This window comes from Pseudomonas viridiflava (genome assembly GCF_900602065.1).
In the GTDB taxonomy this organism is placed as follows: Bacteria; Pseudomonadota; Gammaproteobacteria; order Pseudomonadales; family Pseudomonadaceae; genus Aquipseudomonas.
The window spans coordinates 460142-480098 of sequence record NZ_UWFN01000116.1 but is presented as its reverse complement, the minus strand read 5'-3'; the positions used below and the strand labels follow the sequence as shown (position 1 = coordinate 480098).

Genomic DNA, 19957 nt, shown 5'->3' with positions numbered 1-19957 from the left:
GTGGGACCGGCTTCAGCCGGGAAGAGGCCGGTACAGTCGCTACATCTGCGTCGTTTGGGAGGCAGCTTTCCCGGCTAAAGCCGGTCCCACGATCGCGTCTATTCAGGTCATGGAGTAGGAGGCACATATCTTGCTCTGCTAACAATAAAACTATTGATAGCTAGCAAAAATAGAGAGCCTTTGATCATGATCGCTACCTCCACTCGCGCCGTCATTTGCACACCTCATGCCGAAGCCAGTGCCGCCGGCCTGCGTATTCTCGACGCCGGAGGCACGGCTATCGACGCAATGCTGGCTGCCAGTGCCATGCTTGCTGCGGTTTTTCCGCACATGACCGGGTTAGGCGGCGATGCCCTATGGATGATCCATGACAGCAAGGTGCGCACCATCGTGGGGATTGGTCACGCCGGTCAGCACTTGCCTGAAGGTGGAAAAATCACCGTTCGCGGACCTGCTTCGGTTGCTAGCACCGCGGGTGCGTTGGCCAGTTGGCAGACCGCAGCGAACATCAGTCGTCTTGAGTGGGGCTCCAGGCTGGGTTGGCGGGACTTGCTGGAAGACGCCGCTGTGATGGCTGATCATGGTGCGCCGGTGTCCCAGTCGCAATTGTTCTGGCAGACGATGCGTCAGCCGCTGATCGAGCAATTGCCTGACCTGCATCGCCTGTGCAAGACCGACGGGCGCTGGCTGGGCGAGGGCGATACCTTGCGCCAGCCCGAGCTGGCCAATACGTTACGGCATCTGGCCAGGCACGGCGTTGAGGATTTCTATCGTGGCGAGTTGGCCGAGGCTTTCGGGGCGGCATTTGACCAACTCGGTTGTGGCCTGACAACGGCGGATCTCGCCAATACTCGTGCGCTTGAAGTCGCGCCGATTTCGGTGCGCTATCGTCAGGGTCGACTCTACAACGTGGCGCCGCCCTGTCAGGGTCTCTACACCTTGCAGGCGATGGCCGCACTGCAGCACAAGCCATTGGCGCAAGTGGATAACGGCAGCGCGCAGTACTATCACTATTTGGTGGAAGCCATTAAGCAGGGGTTGCTGCGACGTAATGCGCAGCTGTGCGATCCGCTGAGCTCGGCGTGGGATTTCGCTGCCAGCCTGGAGGATGCGCAAATCAAGGCCTATGCCGATGCCATCGACGGTCAGCGTGCCGCGCCATGGAATGAACCGGGTCGACCTGCCGATACCGTCTGGATGGCGGCCACCGATGCACAGGGTCGAACCGCGTGCCTGATCCAGAGCCTGTTTCACGATTTCGGCTCGGGCTGCATCCTGGGTGATACCGGCGTGCTGTGGCAGAACCGTGCTGCGGGTTTCAATGCCGATCCTGCTCACGTTAACGGCTGGGCTCCCGGCAAGCGGCCTGCGCATACCTTGAACCCATCCTGCTATCTGGCCGATGACGGCCGCCGCTGGTTCTTTGGTACTCAAGGGGGCGATGGTCAGCCTCAAACGCAGATGGTGCTGGCTACACAACTGGTGGACTATCAGCAGCCCATCGATGTAGCGCTGGAAACCCCGCGCTTTTTGCTGGGCCGCAGTTTCTTCGACAGCACCGATAACCTCAAGCTTGAAGCTGACATGAGTGCAGCGACCCTCGAAGGGCTGGCTGCCATGGGGCATGAGGTGGAAATCATTCCCACACGCAGTCCCATGACCGGGCATGCTGGAATCATCGCCATTGATGCTGACGAGCGTCGCAGCGCCATGCATGATCCTCGCGGCGAAGGTCTCGCACTGGGGCAGCCGAACTGATCGGAAAAGCCTTTGTACAGGGGGTTTGCCGGTGCCGGACGGCTGGCGGATAATGCCGCCGATTGTCCGCCGCACGCAGTCCGTTTGCGCGGCGGCACCTGGCTTTACGGAAAATAGAGGAAAGAATGGGCTTGAGCACTGTCACTGCCAAACAGCTTGAGGTACAGCGCATCGCCGATGCGTTGTTCAAGGCTATCGCCCAACATCGTTTGCCGCCCGGCACGCGACTGATCGAAGCGCAAATCGTCGAAACCCTGCAAGCCAATCGTAATCATGTGCAGGTGGCGTTGCAGCGCCTGGCAATGCAGAAGGTGGTGACCATCGAGGCCAATCGCGGAGCCATGGTTGCGCAGCCTACCGCCAAGGAGGCCCGGGATATTTTCAGCGCCCGACGTGCCATTGAGCGGGCCATTGTCGAAGGCATTACGCCTGCGGTCATGCGCAAGCAGCGCCAGCGCATTGCGGCGCACATGAATAACGAGCGCAAAGCCACCAGCGATACTGATCGTCGGGCCATCGTGCGTGAACTGAGCGAGTTTCATCTGATGCTGGGGCAGATCAGTGGCAACACCGTACTCAGTGACATTCTTGCCAATCTGATGGTGCGCAGTTCGCTGATTGTGGCGTTGTATCAGCGTAATGACGTCCCTTCCTGCGCGTCGGACGAGCATCAGGAAATCATTACGGCACTGGAGAATGGCAACAACGAACGTGCCGTTGCGGTGATGCTTGAACATCTGGATGAGCTGGAGGCGCAGCTTGCCCTTGAAGAAAGCGCTCCGGAAGAGTTCAACCTGCGGCAGGCGTTGAGTGATTGAGAGCCAGCAGCATTGCTGAAACAGATTTTTCTGTAGGAGCTGCCGAAGGCTGCGAAGCATTCATCCTGACACACTGCCATCGCAGCCTTCGGCAGCTCCTACAGGTCCAGGCAAGTAGCAGATATCTACTCAGGCTTCAGTAATACCCCAACCGGGCGGCTGAACGTCTGGCGTCCACCCTTGAACCCCATCAACGGCGCGCTGATCTCGGCGACTACTGCAGCAGGCGAAGGCGCGTCGAAGACGATGAAGTCGGCGCGGCAACCGGGCAGCAGGCCGTAGTCGGGCAAGCGCAGCATTCGCGCAGATTCGCTGGACACCCACGCCAGGCATTGCAGCAATTGCGGCACCGTGCCCATCTGACTGACGTTGGCGAACAGGTTGGCCTGGCGGATCAGCGAGGCATCTCCATAGGGCGTAAACGGGTTGCCGATGTTGTTGGTCGACACCGAGCAGGTTACGCCGCAGGCATGCAAGTGCTCCAGCGGCGCGAGCCCGCGGGGCTTGTTGTGGAACGCCTCGCGGCCCATCAGAAACAGATCGGTAGACGGCAGACAGGTTACCTGAACACCGACTTTCGCCAGATGAAGGCCAAGCACGGTCATTTGCTCTTTAGGTAATGTCGACAGCTTGGTCACATGGCCGATGGTGACACGCCCGGCCCAGCCATGCTGTTGTGTGCAGCGCGCCACCTCCATGACCGTCATGCCTTCAGGATTCAGATCGAAGTCCAGGTGCAGGTCCAGATCACAGTCGTATTTCACGGCCAGTTCAAAGAGGCGCTGTATCTGTCCGTTCGGATCGCTATCCATGTAGGGGCAGCCACCCAGAACCGTTGCGCCGTTTTCCAGCGCCTGACACAGCAGTGCTTCGGTGCCCGGATTGTTCAGCAAGCCTTCCTGGGGGAACACGCAGATTTCCAGACTGATTGCCCAGGCATAATCCGCCTGCAAGCGGCGAATGGCATTGAAACCAGTCAGGCCGATCTGCGGGTCAAGCTCCACATGGGTGCGCATGTGCGTTGTGCCCTGAAGAATGGCTTTATCGAGCACCAGCGCGCCGCGGCGATAGACATCTTCTTCGGTGAATTCAGCTTTGGCCGCGCGGGTTTGCGCCACCGCTTCCGCGAGAGTGCCTTCATGCAGATGACAGCGCTGCATGATGCAGGCCTTGTCCAGATGGATGTGGGTCTCGATCAGCCCCGGCAACAGTAATCGGCCCTCAAGATCCAGAGTCTGCCGGTTGACTGCCGCCTCGCTGAAACACTCGACAAAATAGCCGTCTTCCACGTACAGCACGCTTTGCGCACCGCCGTCGCCGAGTCGGGCATTGATGATTTTCAGGGCGGTCATACGCTCATTCCTTGAATGCTGTTGGCGTTTTCGCTGCTGGCGCTTTCACCCAGATAAGCCGCCGCCAGTTCTTTATCGTCGCGTAACTCGGCGGCACTGGCAGATTTCACAATGCAACCGGTTTCCAGCACGTAGGCGCGGTCAGCGACTTGCAAGGCCAGGTTGGCCATTTGATCCACCAGCAAAATCGTCACGCCTTCGTCGCGAAGCGCTGCCAGCGCGTCGTAAAGTTCACCGATCATGGCGGGAGAGAGGCCTAGCGACGGTTCATCCAGCAACAGGATTTTCGGTTTGGCCATCAGGCCGCGACCTACCGCGACCATCTGTTGCTCGCCACCTGAGAGCATGCCCGCCGGGTTATCGATACGGTCGCGTAGGCGCGGGAAGCGCTTGAGGATCGCCTCGATTTCAGCTTCGGCATCAAAGGCTTCGCGTCGCGAGTAACTGCCCAGTAGCAAGTTATCGCGCACGCTCAGGTACGGGAACACCTGACGGCCTTCCGGCACCAATGCCAGACCTTTGCCTGCGATGGTGCTGGCGCTGGCCTGTTCGATGCTTTCGTTGTCCAGCAGGATGCTGCCATCGGTTGCGCGATGCAGGCCCGCGAGACATTGCAGGATGCTGGATTTGCCCGCCCCGTTGGCACCCAGAATCGCCACCAGCTCGCCGGGATTAACCAGTAAATTGACTTTGTTGACCACTGCTGCGGCGCCGTAGTCGATGACCAGATCCTTGACATAAAGCCGCGCATCGCGACTTCCATCCCAGGCTTGATCGCGTGGCGTTGCCTGATAATCGGTGCCGCCCAGATACGCCGCGATCACCTGCTGGTTCTGGCGAACTTCGGCAGGAGGCCCCGACGCGATGGGCTTGCCCGCATCCAGCACCAGCAAGTGCTCAGACACTGACATCACCAGCGACATGTCATGTTCGACAAGAATCACCGTCAGGCCAAAGTCCGCCAGCTTGCGCAGCAGCACCGCCAGGTCGTCGGTGTCGCGGCGGCTCAGGCCGGCAGCCGGTTCATCCAGTAGCAATACCGCAGGCGCGGTGGCCAAGGCCCGTGCGATTTCCACCAGGCGTCGGTCAACGTGGGGCAAGTCTTCGGCGGCGATATTCACTTCCCCGCGGTAACCCACCAGCGCCAGCAGGTCCAGCGCGAGGCTGCGTTGCTCGGAGGTCGACAGGTTGAAAGGCAGGCCGAGGCGACCTTTCTGCATCGCCACCAAGAGGTTATCCAGCACCGACATCTCGCCGAATAACAGCGTGGTCTGATAGGTTCGGGCGATACCGGCACGGGCGCTTTTCCACGCAGGCAGGCCAGCCAATGGCTGTTGCAGTTCTATCTGACCGCTGTCCGGGGCATAGAAGCCGCTGATCATGTTCAGCACCGTGGTTTTGCCCGCGCCATTGGGGCCGATGATGCTGGTGATACTTCCGGCAGGTGCATGCAGGCTGACGTGTTGCGCCGCCTGCACACCGCCGAAGCGAATACCGATATCGGTCACCCGCAAACCGGTGGACGGGCCACGGCTTTGCAGGTGCGCGGCGATACGTTGGGTGTTGATTGAGGTCGGAGGCAGCAGGCGCGTCGGCTTGATCCAGCGACGGGCGAGGGCGCCCAGCAAGCCGTTCGGCGCAACCCACAACACCAGCAACAGCAGTACCGAGAAAATCAACAGGCGGTATTCAGCAAAGTCCGACAGCAACTCCGGCACCAGCACAATCAGTAATGCACCGATCAGCGGCCCGAACAGCATGCCTGCGCCGCCGACAATCACCGCCAGCACAAACAGGATCGACTGCGAAAACGGAAAGGATTCCGGGTTTATGAACATCAGCAGGGGCGCAAGCAGACCGCCTGCCAGGCCCGTCAATGCCGCTGACAAGGCGAATGCCAGGGTCTTGCTCAAGACCGGATTGAAGCCCAGCGAGCGCGCGGCAATTTCAGACGCCTTCACGGCGCGCATGGCTTTGCCCCAGGTGCTGTGGCTCAAGCGCTGATAGAAGAGCAATGCGCCAATCATCAGTGCACCCGCCAGTAGCGCGAGCAGAATAGCCGGATCAAGGCCGGCAAATTCAGGCAGGGGAATACCCATCAGGCCATTCGAACCACCGGTTACGTCACGCCATTCAATGAGGCTGTGATGCACCACGAACGCGAACGCAATGGTAATCATCGCCAGATAAGGGCCGCTGACCCGCAACGCCGGAATGGCCAGCAATGCGCCGATCAGGCCACAGACAATACCCGCCAGCGGCAACGCCAGCCAGAGCGGCCAGCCCGCCATGGTCAGCAGTGCCGATACATAAGCGCCAATGGCGTAGAACGCGATATGGCCAAACGAGATTTGCCCACTCAGACCAATCAGAATATTCAGGCCGACACCGACTACGGCCGCCAGGGCGCAAAGGGTGAAGACCAGCAAGGAGTAACTGTCCAGCGTGAAGGCCATAACGCCGCACGCGACTGCGAGCAAGCCGATGAAAACCGGAGCCGCCAGGGTTTTGATGTCTTTCATACTTTCACCAGAGCCTTGCTGCCGAACAGACCGTTGGGACGAATCGCCAAGGCGAGAATCACCAGCGCAAAGGTGAATATCTGGGTAAACGCCGAGCCGAAATACAGGGTGATCAAGGCCTCAGCCAGACCGAACAGCAGCCCCGCCGCGAATACGCCACCGGCACTGGTGATGCCGCCCAGAATCGCCACCGCAAAAGCCTTCAGGCCAAACAACATGCCCATCTCGGCGTTTACGCTGAACAGCGGCGCAATCAACAAGCCTGCTACGGCCGCGAACACCGTGGAAATCGCAAAAGCGATCGCCACCACCCGATTGACGTTGATGCCCATCAGCATCGCCGCACGCGGGTTTTGCACGCAGGCTTCGAGCACCTTGCCCAATCGGGTGTAGCGCCGCACCAGATACAAGGCCAGGGCAATTGCTGCGCCGACCAGCGGGATCAACAGCTGCAGCGCGCCAACGCTGCTGCCAAACAGCTCGACGTTGAGGTTGACCAGGTTGCTCTCGAACTGGCGAGGCTCCTTGCCGAATGTGAACAGCGCCAGATTGTCCACCAGAATGCCGCCTGCCACCGTCGCCATCAGCCAGGCTTGTGACCCCCGGCTGTGGAATGGCCGCACCAGCCAGCGCTCGATCACCAGCCCGTAAAGCGCGCAGAGGATCAGCGTCAGTGGCAAGGCCAGCCACAGCGACCAGCCCCAGTTGATGCAAAAGGTGTAGCCCAGTACCGCGCCGACCATCATGGCGCTGCCTTGGGCAAAGTTGACGGTGCGCGAAACGATGTAGGTCAGGTGAAAACCTAACGCCAGTAGCGCGTACATGCTGCCCAGGCCGAGGCCGGTGACGATGGCGGCGGTGAACATGGCGACTCCTTTAAGGCTTCAACGGTACGATCTGGTCGTTGACGAAGTGGGTGAACAGATAGTCGTCCGGCCCCAGTGCATCGTGTTTCTGCACGGTGAACGGTTGTTTGTAGTGCTTGATCAAACCGTCGTATTCGCTGATGGCGTAGAAGCCGTCGCGGACCGCTTTGCCGTCGGTGCTGCCAGCTTTTTCGATGGCCAGTGCGGCCAGATGCAGCGCGTCGTAGGCGTTGGCGATACCCACCGCAGGCGTTACGTCAGCCAGGGTCTTGATTTGCGGATAAGCGCTTTTCAGCGCGCTCAGCAGCGCATCGCCCTTGGCACTGTTGTTTTCGGTGAACACGTAGGTCTGAATGAAGTGCACGCGGGAAGCATTCGGCCCGGCCAGCTCACCGAAACGACCGCCCGCCGGACCCCAGTGCGACACCACCGGTACATCCCAGCCCATGCGATCCAGCGATTTGACGACCTGCGCCGAAGGGCCGACGTTGCCCACCATCAGCAGGGTGTCAGCGCCGGCGTTTTTCAGGCGGGTCAGTTGCGGTACTACATCAAGGTCGCTGTCCTGAATACGTTCAACACCGGCGTTGGCCATGCCGCGTTTTTCCAGCGCACGTTTGAAGCCGGCTTCGTTGGATTCGCCCCACGGGTTGTTGATCAGGATCATGCCCGGCTTTTTCATGCCGTTATCGACGCCGTATTTAACCAGTGCTTCGTCTACCAGCTCGTCCACCGCCGAGACCCGGAACACGTAGTTATCGGCAGCGCCGTTCTCGGTGATTTTGGTGCCCGCTGCCCAGATGCCCATGAACGGCACTTTCATCTGATTGGCAAGCGGCACAATGGCCAGAGACACCGGGGTATCCAGGCCGCCAAACAGCACGGTGACCTTTTCACGCTGGACCAGCTCGCGAGCGGCCAGCATGCCCTTGGACGGGTTGCTTTCATCGTCGCGGCGCACCAGCTCCAGTTGACGTCCGAGTACGCCGCCCTTGGCGTTGACTTCATTAATGGCCATGGTCAGGCCCCGGGTCAGGGCTTCGCCGGATTTGGCTGACTGCCCTGACAGGGCTGCCACCAGGCCGACTTTGATCGGCGGCTCAGCGGCTTGCGCGCCACCGAACATAGCCATGTTGAGCGTGACTGCCGCAGCCACGGGAAACAGCAGACGTTGCAGGTTTGGAAGCCGGATGGCCATAAGTCGTTCTCCTGATTGCTAGCAGTTGCATATTTATTGCTAGCAAGTAGGATGCCAGTCGTAACGGCCCGCAAAACGTCGGGTTTTTCAGCGGATCTTCAACAATTACGCGCCAAATTAAAGCTGCATGCACCATGGAGATGCGTGATGGCAATTTTAACCAAGTCCAATGGCAGGAGATAAAGCGATGTCAGAAGTTAATAAGGATGTACAGATTGTTAGCAATTTTCTCGAGGCGTCCATGGCGCCGGATCCGGTTCGGGCCGCAACGTTCATGAGTGAGGACGTGAAGATCACCTTCACAGGGGGCCGCGTGATGCCCACCCCGCAGGACATCACTGCATTCAATGGCTCGCGCTACGCCTGGGTCAAAAAGGCGTTGGGCAACTTCGACTGGATGGATCGCGGTGATCATACCGTGGTGTATTCCAACGGTACGCTTTACGGCGAGTGGCCGGACGGTCGCAGTTTTTCGGGCAATCGTTATCTGGATCGCTTCGAAGTCCGCAACGGCAAGATCACTCATATGGACGTCTGGAATGACAGCGCCGAGTGGTTGCTGGTGCCGGAGATTGCCAAGGCTTGACTGGCTACTGGATTAATCCGCCGTTTCAGAGTTGAAATGCTTTCCCGTGGGGGTCATGACGTGGGACTGGCTTGGCTCACCGTGAAACCTGTGGGACCGAATTTATTCGGGAAGGCGGCATTCCAGACGATACACAGGCTGCGGATGTACTGACCTCTTCGCGAATGAATTCGCTCCCACGGGAATTGTGTTTTCAGGCCAGCTTAGAGTCTCCCCACATGTCCAGCGTCTGGCTGATGTCAAAAACTCATGGGCTGACGCCACATACCGCACATGGCCCGTGCTTCGATCCACACTGGCCTTTGTGAAGAGCGTCGCGGTAAGGTGGTGGTTTCTTCAATTCGTATTCAAGAGGCCGTGGCATGCGCTTTTCCCCCTTTGTCGAACGGATAGCCGGGCAGGGCGTTGCCGCCTGGGATATTCACTTCGCTGCCTGGCAAGCCCAGCGTAATGGGGAGGATGTGATCATTCTCAGTGTCGGTGACCCTGATTTCGCGACCCCGGACTTCATTACCGAGGCAGCCGTCGGCGCACTGCACGCCGGGGACACCCATTACACCGACATAGCGGGTCGTCCTGCATTGCGTGAGGCTATTGCCGAGCGTTACTCCAGGCGTCTTGGACGGTCGGTAGAAGCCGAGAACGTGATCACCTTGGCCGGTGCGCAAAATGCTTTGTTTGTTAGCGCCATGTGTTTGTTGCAAACCGGTGACGAAGTCATTGTCCTTGACCCGATGTACGTCACTTATGAGGCAACCCTCAAGGCAAGTGGGGCAACGCCCGTGCGGGTGACGTGCGAAGCCGATGCCGGTTTTCGCCCGGATATCGCGCGTCTCAAGGCGGCTATTACTCCACGTACTCGCGCTATTTTTTTCTCCAATCCCAATAATCCAACCGGCGTTGTGCTCACTGCCGAAGAGCTGCAGGGGATTGCCGAGCTGGCCATCGCCCATGATCTGTGGGTTGTCGTCGATGAGGTCTACGAGAGCCTCTGCTACGAGCGTGAACACACCAGTCTGGCCAGCTTGCCGGGCATGGCTGAGCGCTGCGTGATTGTTGGCAGCCTGTCTAAATCCCATGCAATGACCGGCTGGCGCTTTGGCTGGATCATCGCCGACCCACAGTTAGTGCGGCATGCGGAAAATCTCTCGTTGAGCATGCTCTACGGCTTGCCCGGTTTCGTCATGGCGGGGGCGCTGGCAGCGGTGCTTGCCCATGAGGAAGTGACGGTGGGCATGCGCGATATTTATCAACGCAGACGCGATCTGGTGGTGAGCGGTTTGAGTGATTGCCCCGGTATCGAGGTGCGCAGCCCCGATGCCGGCATGTTCGTCCTGCTGGATGTGCGCGGTACGGGCCTGAGTTCACTGGACTTTGCCTGGCGCCTGTTTCGCGAGGCCGGTGTGTCGGTGCTGGACGCCGCCGCATTCGGGGAGCCCGCCCAAGGTTTTGTGCGGCTGTCGTTCACCGTAAGCGATGAGCAGCTCGCCCGCGCTTGTGTGCGAATCAAGTCGTTCGTGATGACGCTCGACAAGTCTTGAATAAGGTATTTCTGTGAACGAATTTATTGCCCCCGTTGATCCGGCCAAGGCCTACCGTTTGCTCAATCACGGGCCGACAGTGCTCGTCTCTGCCAGGCACGAAGGGGTCGACAACGTCATGGCGGCCGCTTGGGCCTGTGCGCTGGATTTTATGCCTGCCAAACTCACTGTAGTCCTCGACAAAATTGCCAAAACCCGAGAACTGGTTGAGAAAAGCGGCCTGTTTGTGATTCAGGTGCCGACGGCTGCGCAATTGCAACTGACCCATGAAGTGGGCACGCGGAGCTTGTTCAATGAGGCGGACAAACTGCAGCGTTCTGGCGTGGAGCTGTTTGACGTTCCCGGCCATGACCTGCCATTTGTGGCCGGGTGTTCCGCCTGGCTGGCGTGCCGCCTGATCCCTGAACCGCACAATCAGTCGAGTTACGACTTGTTCATTGGTGAAGTCGTCGGGGCATGGGCTGACACGCGTGTGTTCAAGGACGGGCACTGGCATTTCGAAACTGCCGATCCTGCGTGGCGCAGCTTGCACTACATCGCGGGTGGACATTTTTATGCGATCGGTGACGCGCTGGACGTCCCGGGTAGCGAAGACGCCTGAGGGCTGCTTGCAATTCTCAACGCGTCTGAACCAGCTCCAGAATCACATTCCCTGCGGCCGATGGCTCAATGAGCAGGCGCGTTGAGTCAGCATGATGGGGCACCTGATTGCTCTCGATAATCGTCCGCGCTGCGTGCAGATTTTTGCTATTGATCCGCAGGGCAATCGCGTGGGGCCGCTCGTTCGCGGCCTCAGGCAAGCTGACCCCGGCAAACTCGGTTTTAGCCGTGCTCAGCGACATCGCGCGCAATACGCCACAGCCGGTGTCAGCCTCCAGTACATCGCCGTTATAGCGAACGGCATCGCCATACAGTGCCTTCCAGCGAGACTCCAGTTGCGCCGGTTCTGCAAGGTAAGTCACTGCAAGGATGCCATTGGCACCGTTGGGATGATTTTGCCATTCCGGCACCCAGATCAATTCCGGGCGGTGTTGATGGCAGATGAAGTTGGACACGTCTGGATGCTCTTCATCCATGAACAGTCCTAGCGAGACGACGGCTTCATCCGGGCTGCCATCGGGCAAGGTCATTTTGCGCCGGAAATCGATACGGCCCTGACTCGCCAACCCCGCTTCTGTGAGGCGCGAGTAGTCAGCATCGGCGTCCTTGCTGTGCAGCGCCACCAGCGAAACACCTTCTTCGCCGCGATCGAGAAACTTGCCCAACTGGCGACCAAAGCAAAAGCCGTTCACCGAATTAGTGCCAAATTTCGAGGCGTCATCCACGGCGATGATCTCGATGAAGTTGCTCGGGAACATCACTAGCGTGGTGACGGTGCCCCATGGGTGATAGCTGACGGGCGAGGGCGCAAAACCCATCTTGCGGTACCGCTCCAGGGCTTGCGGGTGATTGCGGACGGTAACCAGCGGGTGGTCAACGCCTTGTGGGGATTGAGCGGCTGCGGCCATGATCATTGCTCCCGTTCGGTGATGGTTTTCGAGGTCAGGGTCGCCAGCGAATACGGTGCGCTACCGACGATTTTTGCCGGTGTGCCTGCGACTACTGCGCCCGCGGGTACCGGCTTGAGCACCACGGCATTGGCAGCCACGATGGCTTTGGCGCCGACTTCTATGTTGCCCAGTACCGTGGCGCCTGCGCAGATCAATGCGCCTCGGCGGATCTTGGGATGACGGTCGCCGACTTCCGCGAGTGTGCTGCCCAGTGTCACGCCATGCCAGAGGCTGACTTCGTCTTCAACCACAGCAGTCTCGCCGATGACCAGACCGATGCCGTGATCCACGAACAGCGCTTTGCCTAGCCTGGCCGCCGGGTGAATATCAATGCTCCAGGTGTTGGCTGCCCAGTTCTGGACCAGCACTGCGCTCTGGATATCACCCTCATTCCACAGCGTGTGGCCGATGCGATAGGCCTGCACCGCCTGGATGCCCCGAAAGGTCAGAAATGCGGTCAGGTGATCGGGGCAGGCCGGGTTGACGATCACCAGGTGGTTGATGTCTGCCGCTGCGGCTGATGCGATATCGGGATGGGCGCGAATGATGTCGGTGAACCAGCTCGTCAGGTCGGCATTGTTGGCCTGGCCTTTGAGCTGCCGGGCAAGATTCGCTGCCAGCGCTGTTTCGAAGGAGGGCTGCGACACAATCCCTTGCTGCACATATTGGCTCAATACGGGATTGCGCTCGGCTAACTGACGGGCTTGATCCTGCAGGCGCTGCCAAAGGGAATCCATGGCCTTCTCCTTTTTGGGGTCGACCGAGTATGGGCAGGCAAAGGGGATGCCATCAATCCTTGTGACGGAATAGCTCTGTTGCTTTTATCGCAACGCAGAAGGGCCGAGTTCTCGTCAGATACCTGCTGCGTTGATGGCTTTTTGACACGCATTCTGCCCGCTGGTACGGTGCCGTCCGCTGCCTGACCCATCACTGTTTCTATACGAAGGACCGTTAAATGTATTACCCGCGTGAGGCTGAAAAAGACCATCTCTACAATCGGGTCATTCTGTTGATCATCGCTTGTTGCGTGATGTTGGTGCTCGCCGCCATGGCGCGAAGCAGTGGTTTGATTTATGCCGCGATCAAAACAGGCGCGGTCGAAGTCAACGCGACCGTAACGCAAGTGGAGGATATTTCGAGAACCTCCGACATGAAGCTGATCCACTACCGTTACGTCGATCAGAACGAGCAAACCCATGAGGACGCTTACGTTCGTGACTGGCCCGAGAAGAGCGAGTCGTACGAGGTGGGGCAGACGGTGCCGGTTCTGTACTCGCGCTGGTTCCCGTCGAAAAACTCTTTTTCAGGCAAGCTCAACAGTCATCGCCCAGGTTTTTTCATCATGACTGGCTGCTTGTCGCTGGCGTTGCTGACGCTATTGATCTCGCTGTGGACGATCAGACGCATCGGGATTTTGAAGGCTGAAGACCGTTATTACTGACGCCTGCGGTCTGCGGTCATTCTGACTGGCTGGCAGTCGGCCAGACTCCCAAGTGTTCAAGCCGGGGATCGGCCGGCAGACCGCAGCGATTTATCTCAAACCAGGTACTTGTTAAACCACTCCAGCGTCCGGTCCCAGGCCAGCCTGGCGGCCGCGTCGTCGTAGCGCGGAGTGGAGTCGTTATGGAAACCATGGTTGGCGCCCGGATAAACATAGGCCTGATACGTTTTGCCGGCCGCTTTCAATGCCTGCTCATAAGCCGCTGCGCCTTCATTGATGCGGGTGTCCAGTTCGCCGTAGTGGATCAATAGCGGTGCCTTGATTCGCGGCACGTCTTCGGTGTTGGCCTGGCGTCCGTAGAAGGGTACGGCGGCGGCCAGTTCGGGGTATGCGACGGCTGCGGCGTTGGCAACACCGCCGCCGTAACAAAAGCCGGTGATGCCGACTTTGCCGGTGCTTGCGTCGTGCTTCATCATCCACTCGATGGCAGCGAAGAAGTCGTTCATCAGTTTTTCCGGGTTGACGGTCTGCTGCAGCTCGCGACCTTTGTCATCGTTACCCGGGTAGCCGCCCACTGAGCTCAGGCCATCGGGGGCGAGGGCGATGAAGCCGGCTTTCGCCACGCGGCGAGCGACGTCTTCGATATAGGGGTTGAGCCCGCGATTTTCATGTGCAACGACCACTGCAGGTAGCTTGCCGGTGGCCTTTGCCGGGCGCACCAGATACGCGCGGACCTGCCCATGACCTTTGGGCGATGGGTAGGTGACGTACTCGGCGACGATATCCGGGTCGGTGAATTCTACCTGTTGGGCCAGCGCATAGTTTGGGCTTAACGAGGCCAGTACTGCGCTGGCCGTCAGGCCGAATACGGTGAACGCAGCGGCGCGATCAAGAAACTCACGTCGGTTGATCTTGCCGTGGGCGTAGTAGTCGTACAACTCAAGCAGTTCCGGGGAAAAATCTTTCGCGGTGAGACGCTCCATCTGCTCGCTCCTTCTTCGGTCAGTCGGCTGATTAAAGCAGTCTTTGCGAGTGAGGCAAACGGATCCTGTCTTGCAGCAAGCACTGGACTTGCAGGAGTTGCCGAAGGCTGCGATGGCGGTATGTCAGGATAAATGCTTCGCAGCCTTCGGCAGCTCCTACAGAAAGCGCATTTCAATTCAGTGGTTTGCAGTTTTTTGATGGGCGCTGCCCGCAAGTACATTGTGCGTTGCGCGTTCGGTTTATCGACCAAGAGCGCGTATGATTGTTGCGCTTCGGGTGGATCGCATCGGCCCGGACATGCCTTGAAGTCTGGAGCCGCTACCCCGATGTTCACCGTCACCCGCTTTGAAAACCCGCCACCCGAGTCCATCAAAAGCCAGATCATGCAGTTGGTGGTGGATTACGTCACCGACATCAGCATGGTCAACATCGCGCCCAGCAATCCGTTGTACAGCCTCTATCAATACGGCGTCGGCTTCGAGGTTCACCTTTATATCGAGGCTATGGACGGGTCCAAAGGGATCCCTGTGGAATTGATCGTCGCGCTGGATGCTGAAGAGCCGGACACAGTTATCGGCTTTCTCCTGTATTTGCCGGCCAAGGATGATCCGGATGCCTGCGCGGTAGCGTTTATGGCCGTGCAGGCCACCCAGCGCCGCAAAGGCGTGGCGCGCAGCATGCTCCAGGAGATGACCGGACGCTACCCGCACGCCGAACTTGCCTGTCGCGCTGCAGCTGTGCCGCGCTTCGAGGCCATGGGTTTTCAGGTCCTGGCAGCCCGCGGCCCGCAGGTGCTGATGAACACCCGGGATCACGGTATTGATGGGCTGGTGGCGGTACTGGACGTTGCGCCGATCTACAATTCGCTGGAGATTCGGCAAATTCATTCTTATCTACTTCAGCAGCACGGAAAACGGCCGATGATAGAGGCTGAGAAACAGCGTGATCGGCATCTGGATCAGTTGACGCGACAAGCCAAAGCGCTTGTCGATGCGCGTCAAAGACCCGCGTCCAATGACACTATTGATTAATACGCACGTTTGATTATCGGTAAAAGTTCGCTCCGCAACCTGTATCGGATTACAATTACCGTTCGCGGTTCCCGAAACACGTGTACATATGTGCTTAACATCGCATGATCGTCTGATGCCGCAAGTATCAGAAGTTGTTCCGTGAAAGGCCAGGGTGCTGGTTGTAACAAGGTTGTCGGGCTGTTTATTCCGACGATGTACCAAGAGATACAATGTCACTCAGCAGCTGAAAACAATGGCAAACAAGAAGTCAGCTCAGGAGAGACAAGAGAGTGAGGTTGGTAGCAGTAAATCAGCCTTGTATGTCCAGTCGTTGGTCCTGCCGATTGCCGGGGTTCACGAAATGCCATGTCGCATGCGTGTAACCGGGCAGCTATTGCTCAGACTGACGAAGGGATGACGTTCTATCCTGGAAATCACAGTATGTTAAAAAAAGTGAACACGGCCCTTCTGGGCCTGGCGATGTCGATGGGACTTTCGCCCTTGCATGCAGCTGAAGCAAAAAAAGTTGACGTCCTGTTGATCGGCGGCGGCATCATGAGCGCCACGCTGGGCACATGGCTCAACGAGCTGGAGCCGACCTGGACCATGGAAATGGTCGAGCGTCTCGACAAGGTTGCCGAAGAAAGCTCCAACGGCTGGAACAACGCCGGTACCGGTCACTCCGCCCTGGCTGAGTCGAACTACACCCCGTACGGTAAAGACGGCAAGATCGAGATCGCCAAGGCCATCGAGATCAACGAAGCGTTTCAGGTCACTCGTCAATTCATGGCGTGGCAGGTCAAGAACGGCGTCCTGAAAAACCCGCATTCCTTCATCAACTCGACTCCGCACATGAGCTTCATGTGGGGTGACGATAACGTGAAATTCCTCAAGGCCCGCTACGAAGCGCTGAAAACCAGCCCGTTGTTCGCCGGCATGCAGTACAGCGAAGATCAGGCTCAGATCAAGCAGTGGGTTCCACTGATGATGGAAGGCCGTGATCCAAGCCAGAAAATCGCCGCTACCTGGTCGCCGCTCGGCACCGATGCGAACTGGGGCGAAGTCACTCGCCAATACGTTGCCAACCTGCAGACCAAGCCTGTCTTCGACCTGAAGTTGTCGAGCGAAGTCCAGGAAATCACTCGCAACAAGGACGGCAGCTGGCACGTTGAATACAAAAACCTGAAAGACGGTACCAGCCACGGTACAGACGCGAAGTTCGTGTTTGTCGGTGCTGGCGGCGGCGCGTTGAAGCTGCTGCAGAAAGCTGACATCCCTGAAGCCCGCGAATACGGTGGCTTCCCGGTAGGCGGCTCGTTCCTGGTCACCGAGAACCAGGACATCGCCCTTCAGCATATGGCCAAGGCCTACGGTATCGCCTCGACTGGCGCGCCACCCATGTCCGTACCGCACCTGGACACCCGTGTCCTGGACGGCAAGCGCATGATTCTGTTTGGCCCGTTCGCAACCTTCTCCACCAAGTTCCTCAAGGAAGGTTCCTACCTTGACCTGCTGTCGACCACCACGACTCATAACGTGTGGCCGATGACCAAGGTTGGCGTTGAGCAATACCCGCTGATCGAGTACCTGGCAGGTCAGTTGATGATGTCGGATGACGATCGCTTCAACGCGCTGAAAGAGTACTTCCCTCACGCCAAGAAAGAAGACTGGCGCTTGTGGCAGGCCGGTCAACGCGTGCAGATCATCAAGCGCGATGCCGAGAAAGGCGGTGTGTTGAAACTGGGTACTGAAGTTGTTTTCTCCCAGGACCGTTCTATCGCTGGTCTGCTGGGCGCCTCCCCAGGTGCCTCGACTGCTCCTCCGATCATGATCGACGTGCTTGAAAAGGCTTTCAAGGACAAGGTTGCTACTCCTGAGTGGCAAGCCCGTATGCGCCAGATCGTTCCGAGCTACGGCACCAAGCTGAATGGCTCGCCTGAGCGTGTTCAGCAGTCGTGGGATTACACTGCTGAAGTGCTGCAACTGACCAAGCCTCCAGTGATCGACCCGGCTGCATACCCTGCTGCCAGCGCTGCACCGGCCAAGCCGGCCAAACCGCAGCCAAGCAACCCAGCTGCTGATATGGCTCTGTAACACGCCTTATCTTCAGCGGTAACGGGTGAAGCGGTCAGCAATGGCCACTTGAAACCCGAACCAGAAACCCGGCACTGCCTTAATGGCAATGCCGGGTTTTTGCGTTTCAGGTCCCGACGTTTTTAAAAAAGCGACTGTTTAATAACCACAAATAAGTATGGGTTTAATCGGCTAAAACCTCAGGCTTGAAAATCACGTTTGCCTGGCTTGATAAATAAGCTATGTTGTAAGACGTCGTATAAGACAACTCGACCTTGTACGCGTCACCAATTAACAATAACAAGGAACAACCATGACCAAGAGTTTCAAACTGCTCGCTGCATTTCTCTGCCTGTTCAGTGGCTACGTTGCAACTGCCCAGGCGTCGGATCAGGCTGATGTAGAAAAGGCTGTCGATCAACTTACCCAAGCCATGTGGCACAAAGATATTGCGCAACTGCAGGCGTTGACCGCTGAGAACCTCACTTACGGGCATTCCAGCGGAAACATTCAGGACAAGAAAGCGTTTATTGCCGATATCGAAACGGGCAAGAGCGCTTTCAACAGGCTTGAGATGCAGAAGCAGCACGTCACCCTGTCGGGTGATACCGCACTGGTTCGCAACCACTTTTCCGCCGATGCAGTGAACAGTGGCAAGGTGGTTCCTACCGAAATCGAAAACTTCCAGATCTGGCAGAAGCAGGGCGGGAAATGGCTGCTGATCGGGCGTCAGGCGTTCAAGTTCTGATGTAAATGCAGAACCCTATGGGCAGCTTTTACGGCTGCCCACGAGTTGATGTGCGACAAAAATCCTGTAGGACCGGATTCATCCGGGAAGGCGATGTTCATGACGATGCGGATGTGTCGGCTGTACTGGCCTCTTCCCGGATGAATCCGGTCCCACAGGGCGGTTATGCAGGAAAATGGCTTCGCAGCCTTCGGCAGCGCCTACAAGGTCTGTGCACTAGCCAACATGCGACTTGGTCCCTACGCTCGATTCCGACCACAATTCGTCCAGATTACCGAACCCCCATTCCTTCGCTGATTCACGACCCACGATGCGCTCCTGACCCACTAACGCCGCGAGGTTGAGGGTGGTCTGCGGGATGTGTTGATGGCTGTTGGCACAAAAGAACACCCGGACCTTGGGTGTGAGCAACGACTTTTCATGCTGCTCGGTGACCACGCCAATGCGTCCGCTTTGCAGGCGAACCAGCGCGCCGACCGGATAGATACCGACGCATTTGACGAACGCCTGAAAGACCTTTTCATCAAAGTGGCCTTGCCATTGAGCCATGCGGTGTATGGCTTCGGCAGGCCCCCACGCTTCTTTGTAGGGGCGGTCCGATGTGACGGCGTCATAGACATCGCATACCGCGCCCATCCGGGCGAACAGGCTAATCTGGCTGCCAGCCAGTCTGTGCGGGTAACCGGTGCCATCGATCTTTTCATGGTGATGCAGGCAGACGTCCATGACGCGCGGGCTGAAATGCTGGCTCTGCATCAGCATATTGGCGCCACACTCGGAATGGCTGCGCATGGTCGCGAATTCCTCATCGCTGAGCGCGCCCGGCTTGTTGAGGATGGTCAGCGGGATCACCACTTTGCCAATGTCATGCATCAGCCCGGCGATACCCGCCTCATGAACCAATGCAGGCGGCAGCCCAAGCTGACGGGCAAGGGCGATCATCAGCGCGCAAACCGCAACCGAGTGCATGTAGGTGTATTCATCGCAGGTTTTCAGGCGCGCCAGACTGATCAACGCATCAGGATGCCGTGAAATCGAGTCGGAGATTTCTTCGACCAGTTCGCTGACCTGCTCCATTTCAATGATCCGGCCCATGCGCAAATCGCTGAACATCTTCTCGACTGCTGCCCTGGAATGGGCGCAGAGCTTGAGAGATCTGGAGATTTCCTGATTGAGTGCAACACGGTGCGGAATCGGTCGGCTGGCGATGTTCTGCAGGCTGGTGGGCAGCGTTGGGTCTGGCTTGAGAGCGTTGGCGGGGGGCGGGCTGACACCTCTGCTGTCATCAATCCAGAGCTCAGCGACTCTGGCATCAAGGATGCGTTGTAGATCATGCTCGTTAGAGAGCATGAATCCGTGTTTCCAGAATGACTGCTCTATCCCTGAGCCACAGAATTCGTGTACATACATGCCAAGCCGCAGCTCGGCCACAGAGATATGTTTCAGCACGATAGTTGCTCGCTTTTTGTTATGGCTGAATTTCACGATCAGCGCAGTCTGAGCTGAT

16 protein-coding genes and 1 pseudogene are annotated in these 19957 nt (G+C 58.2%); 9 read left to right on the top strand and 8 right to left on the bottom strand.

The features are described from left to right. Window positions 1–186 precede the first annotated feature (186 nt). The gene (locus EE949_RS07440) at window positions 187–1758 is read left to right on the top strand and encodes a gamma-glutamyltransferase family protein (protein ID WP_122663687.1); all 1572 of its coding nucleotides are present in this window, start codon (window positions 187–189) and stop codon (window positions 1756–1758) included. A gap of 125 nt (window positions 1759–1883) precedes the next feature. Beyond that, on the top strand, window positions 1884–2576 hold the full coding sequence (locus tag EE949_RS07435) for a GntR family transcriptional regulator (protein WP_122663686.1): 693 nt from the start codon (window positions 1884–1886) through the stop codon (window positions 2574–2576). 125 nt (window positions 2577–2701) lie between these two features. Here EE949_RS07435 and EE949_RS07430 read toward each other — a convergent pair whose 3' ends face one another. The 4 genes from EE949_RS07430 to EE949_RS07415 form a co-directional block, all read right to left on the bottom strand. Beyond that, complete coding sequence (locus EE949_RS07430) at window positions 2702–3928, bottom strand: amidohydrolase family protein (protein WP_122663685.1); 1227 nt, start codon at window positions 3926–3928, stop codon at window positions 2702–2704. Further along, on the bottom strand, window positions 3925–6384 hold the full coding sequence (locus EE949_RS07425; RefSeq protein ID WP_430735887.1) for an ATP-binding cassette domain-containing protein: 2460 nt from the start codon (window positions 6382–6384) through the stop codon (window positions 3925–3927). The genes EE949_RS07430 and EE949_RS07425 overlap by 4 nt, the downstream gene beginning before the upstream one ends. Before the next feature lie 62 nt (window positions 6385–6446). Beyond that, entirely contained in the window at window positions 6447–7316 is an 870-nt protein-coding gene (locus tag EE949_RS07420) for a branched-chain amino acid ABC transporter permease (RefSeq protein ID WP_122663683.1), read from the bottom strand. A gap of 10 nt (window positions 7317–7326) precedes the next feature. Continuing rightward, the gene (locus tag EE949_RS07415; protein ID WP_122663682.1) at window positions 7327–8514 is read right to left on the bottom strand and encodes an ABC transporter substrate-binding protein; all 1188 of its coding nucleotides are present in this window, start codon (window positions 8512–8514) and stop codon (window positions 7327–7329) included. A gap of 187 nt (window positions 8515–8701) precedes the next feature. On the opposite strand from EE949_RS07415, the gene EE949_RS07410 reads away from it, so the two are divergent. The 3 genes and pseudogenes from EE949_RS07410 to EE949_RS07400 all read left to right on the top strand — a co-directional run bounded on the left by EE949_RS07410 (window position 8702) and on the right by EE949_RS07400 (window position 11242). After that, window positions 8702–9100 carry a nuclear transport factor 2 family protein gene (locus EE949_RS07410; protein WP_122663681.1) on the top strand — a complete coding sequence of 133 codons (399 nt, stop codon included), beginning with the start codon at window positions 8702–8704 and terminating at the stop codon, window positions 9098–9100. Between the two features lie 362 nt (window positions 9101–9462). Beyond that, window positions 9463–10629: pseudogene (locus EE949_RS07405) on the top strand (pyridoxal phosphate-dependent aminotransferase); the annotation flags it as partial. A gap of 25 nt (window positions 10630–10654) precedes the next feature. Further along, window positions 10655–11242, top strand: a complete 588-nt coding sequence (locus EE949_RS07400; RefSeq protein WP_122663679.1) for a flavin reductase family protein — start codon at window positions 10655–10657, stop codon at window positions 11240–11242. A 16-nt stretch (window positions 11243–11258) separates the two neighbouring features. Here EE949_RS07400 and EE949_RS07395 read toward each other — a convergent pair whose 3' ends face one another. Both EE949_RS07395 and epsC read right to left on the bottom strand, forming a co-directional pair. Continuing rightward, a complete protein-coding gene (locus EE949_RS07395) occupies window positions 11259–12149 on the bottom strand; it encodes a VOC family protein (RefSeq protein WP_122663678.1) in 891 nt (296 codons plus the stop codon). A gap of 2 nt (window positions 12150–12151) precedes the next feature. Next, complete coding sequence (gene epsC / locus EE949_RS07390; RefSeq protein ID WP_122663677.1) at window positions 12152–12928, bottom strand: serine O-acetyltransferase EpsC; 777 nt, start codon at window positions 12926–12928, stop codon at window positions 12152–12154. 218 nt (window positions 12929–13146) lie between these two features. Here epsC and EE949_RS07385 point away from each other — a divergent pair, with 218 nt between their 5' ends. Further along, on the top strand, window positions 13147–13632 hold the full coding sequence (locus EE949_RS07385) for a DUF3592 domain-containing protein (RefSeq protein ID WP_122663676.1): 486 nt from the start codon (window positions 13147–13149) through the stop codon (window positions 13630–13632). 95 nt (window positions 13633–13727) lie between these two features. Here EE949_RS07385 and yghX read toward each other — a convergent pair whose 3' ends face one another. Further along, window positions 13728–14615 carry a YghX family hydrolase gene (yghX, locus tag EE949_RS07380; RefSeq protein WP_122663675.1) on the bottom strand — a complete coding sequence of 296 codons (888 nt, stop codon included), beginning with the start codon at window positions 14613–14615 and terminating at the stop codon, window positions 13728–13730. A gap of 327 nt (window positions 14616–14942) precedes the next feature. On the opposite strand from yghX, the gene EE949_RS07375 reads away from it, so the two are divergent. From EE949_RS07375 to EE949_RS07365, 3 genes are all read left to right on the top strand, one after another. Further along, window positions 14943–15647 carry a GNAT family N-acetyltransferase gene (locus EE949_RS07375; RefSeq protein WP_122663674.1) on the top strand — a complete coding sequence of 235 codons (705 nt, stop codon included), beginning with the start codon at window positions 14943–14945 and terminating at the stop codon, window positions 15645–15647. 423 nt (window positions 15648–16070) lie between these two features. Further along, a complete protein-coding gene (mqo, locus tag EE949_RS07370; protein WP_122663673.1) occupies window positions 16071–17723 on the top strand; it encodes a malate dehydrogenase (quinone) in 1653 nt (550 codons plus the stop codon). A gap of 292 nt (window positions 17724–18015) precedes the next feature. Then, window positions 18016–18450 carry a nuclear transport factor 2 family protein gene (locus tag EE949_RS07365; protein WP_122663672.1) on the top strand — a complete coding sequence of 145 codons (435 nt, stop codon included), beginning with the start codon at window positions 18016–18018 and terminating at the stop codon, window positions 18448–18450. Window positions 18451–18666: 216 nt separating this feature from the next. Here EE949_RS07365 and EE949_RS07360 read toward each other — a convergent pair whose 3' ends face one another. After that, a complete protein-coding gene (locus EE949_RS07360) occupies window positions 18667–19899 on the bottom strand; it encodes an HD-GYP domain-containing protein (RefSeq protein WP_122663750.1) in 1233 nt (410 codons plus the stop codon). Between the last annotated feature and the right edge of the window lie 58 nt (window positions 19900–19957).

Coding starts and splice junctions, on each gene's coding strand:
- EE949_RS07440 (WP_122663687.1), top strand. CDS start 187: ATGATCGCTACCTCCACTCGCGCCGTCATTTGCACACCTCATGCCGAA.
- EE949_RS07435 (WP_122663686.1), top strand. CDS start 1,884: ATGGGCTTGAGCACTGTCACTGCCAAACAGCTTGAGGTACAGCGCATC.
- EE949_RS07430 (WP_122663685.1), bottom strand. CDS start 3,928: ATGACCGCCCTGAAAATCATCAATGCCCGACTCGGCGACGGCGGTGCG.
- EE949_RS07425 (WP_430735887.1), bottom strand. CDS start 6,384: ATGGCCTTCACGCTGGACAGTTACTCCTTGCTGGTCTTCACCCTTTGC.
- EE949_RS07420 (WP_122663683.1), bottom strand. CDS start 7,316: ATGTTCACCGCCGCCATCGTCACCGGCCTCGGCCTGGGCAGCATGTAC.
- EE949_RS07415 (WP_122663682.1), bottom strand. CDS start 8,514: ATGGCCATCCGGCTTCCAAACCTGCAACGTCTGCTGTTTCCCGTGGCT.
- EE949_RS07410 (WP_122663681.1), top strand. CDS start 8,702: ATGTCAGAAGTTAATAAGGATGTACAGATTGTTAGCAATTTTCTCGAG.
- EE949_RS07395 (WP_122663678.1), bottom strand. CDS start 12,149: ATGGCCGCAGCCGCTCAATCCCCACAAGGCGTTGACCACCCGCTGGTT.
- epsC (WP_122663677.1), bottom strand. CDS start 12,928: ATGGATTCCCTTTGGCAGCGCCTGCAGGATCAAGCCCGTCAGTTAGCC.
- EE949_RS07385 (WP_122663676.1), top strand. CDS start 13,147: ATGTATTACCCGCGTGAGGCTGAAAAAGACCATCTCTACAATCGGGTC.
- yghX (WP_122663675.1), bottom strand. CDS start 14,615: ATGGAGCGTCTCACCGCGAAAGATTTTTCCCCGGAACTGCTTGAGTTG.
- EE949_RS07375 (WP_122663674.1), top strand. CDS start 14,943: ATGTTCACCGTCACCCGCTTTGAAAACCCGCCACCCGAGTCCATCAAA.
- mqo (WP_122663673.1), top strand. CDS start 16,071: ATGTTAAAAAAAGTGAACACGGCCCTTCTGGGCCTGGCGATGTCGATG.
- EE949_RS07365 (WP_122663672.1), top strand. CDS start 18,016: ATGACCAAGAGTTTCAAACTGCTCGCTGCATTTCTCTGCCTGTTCAGT.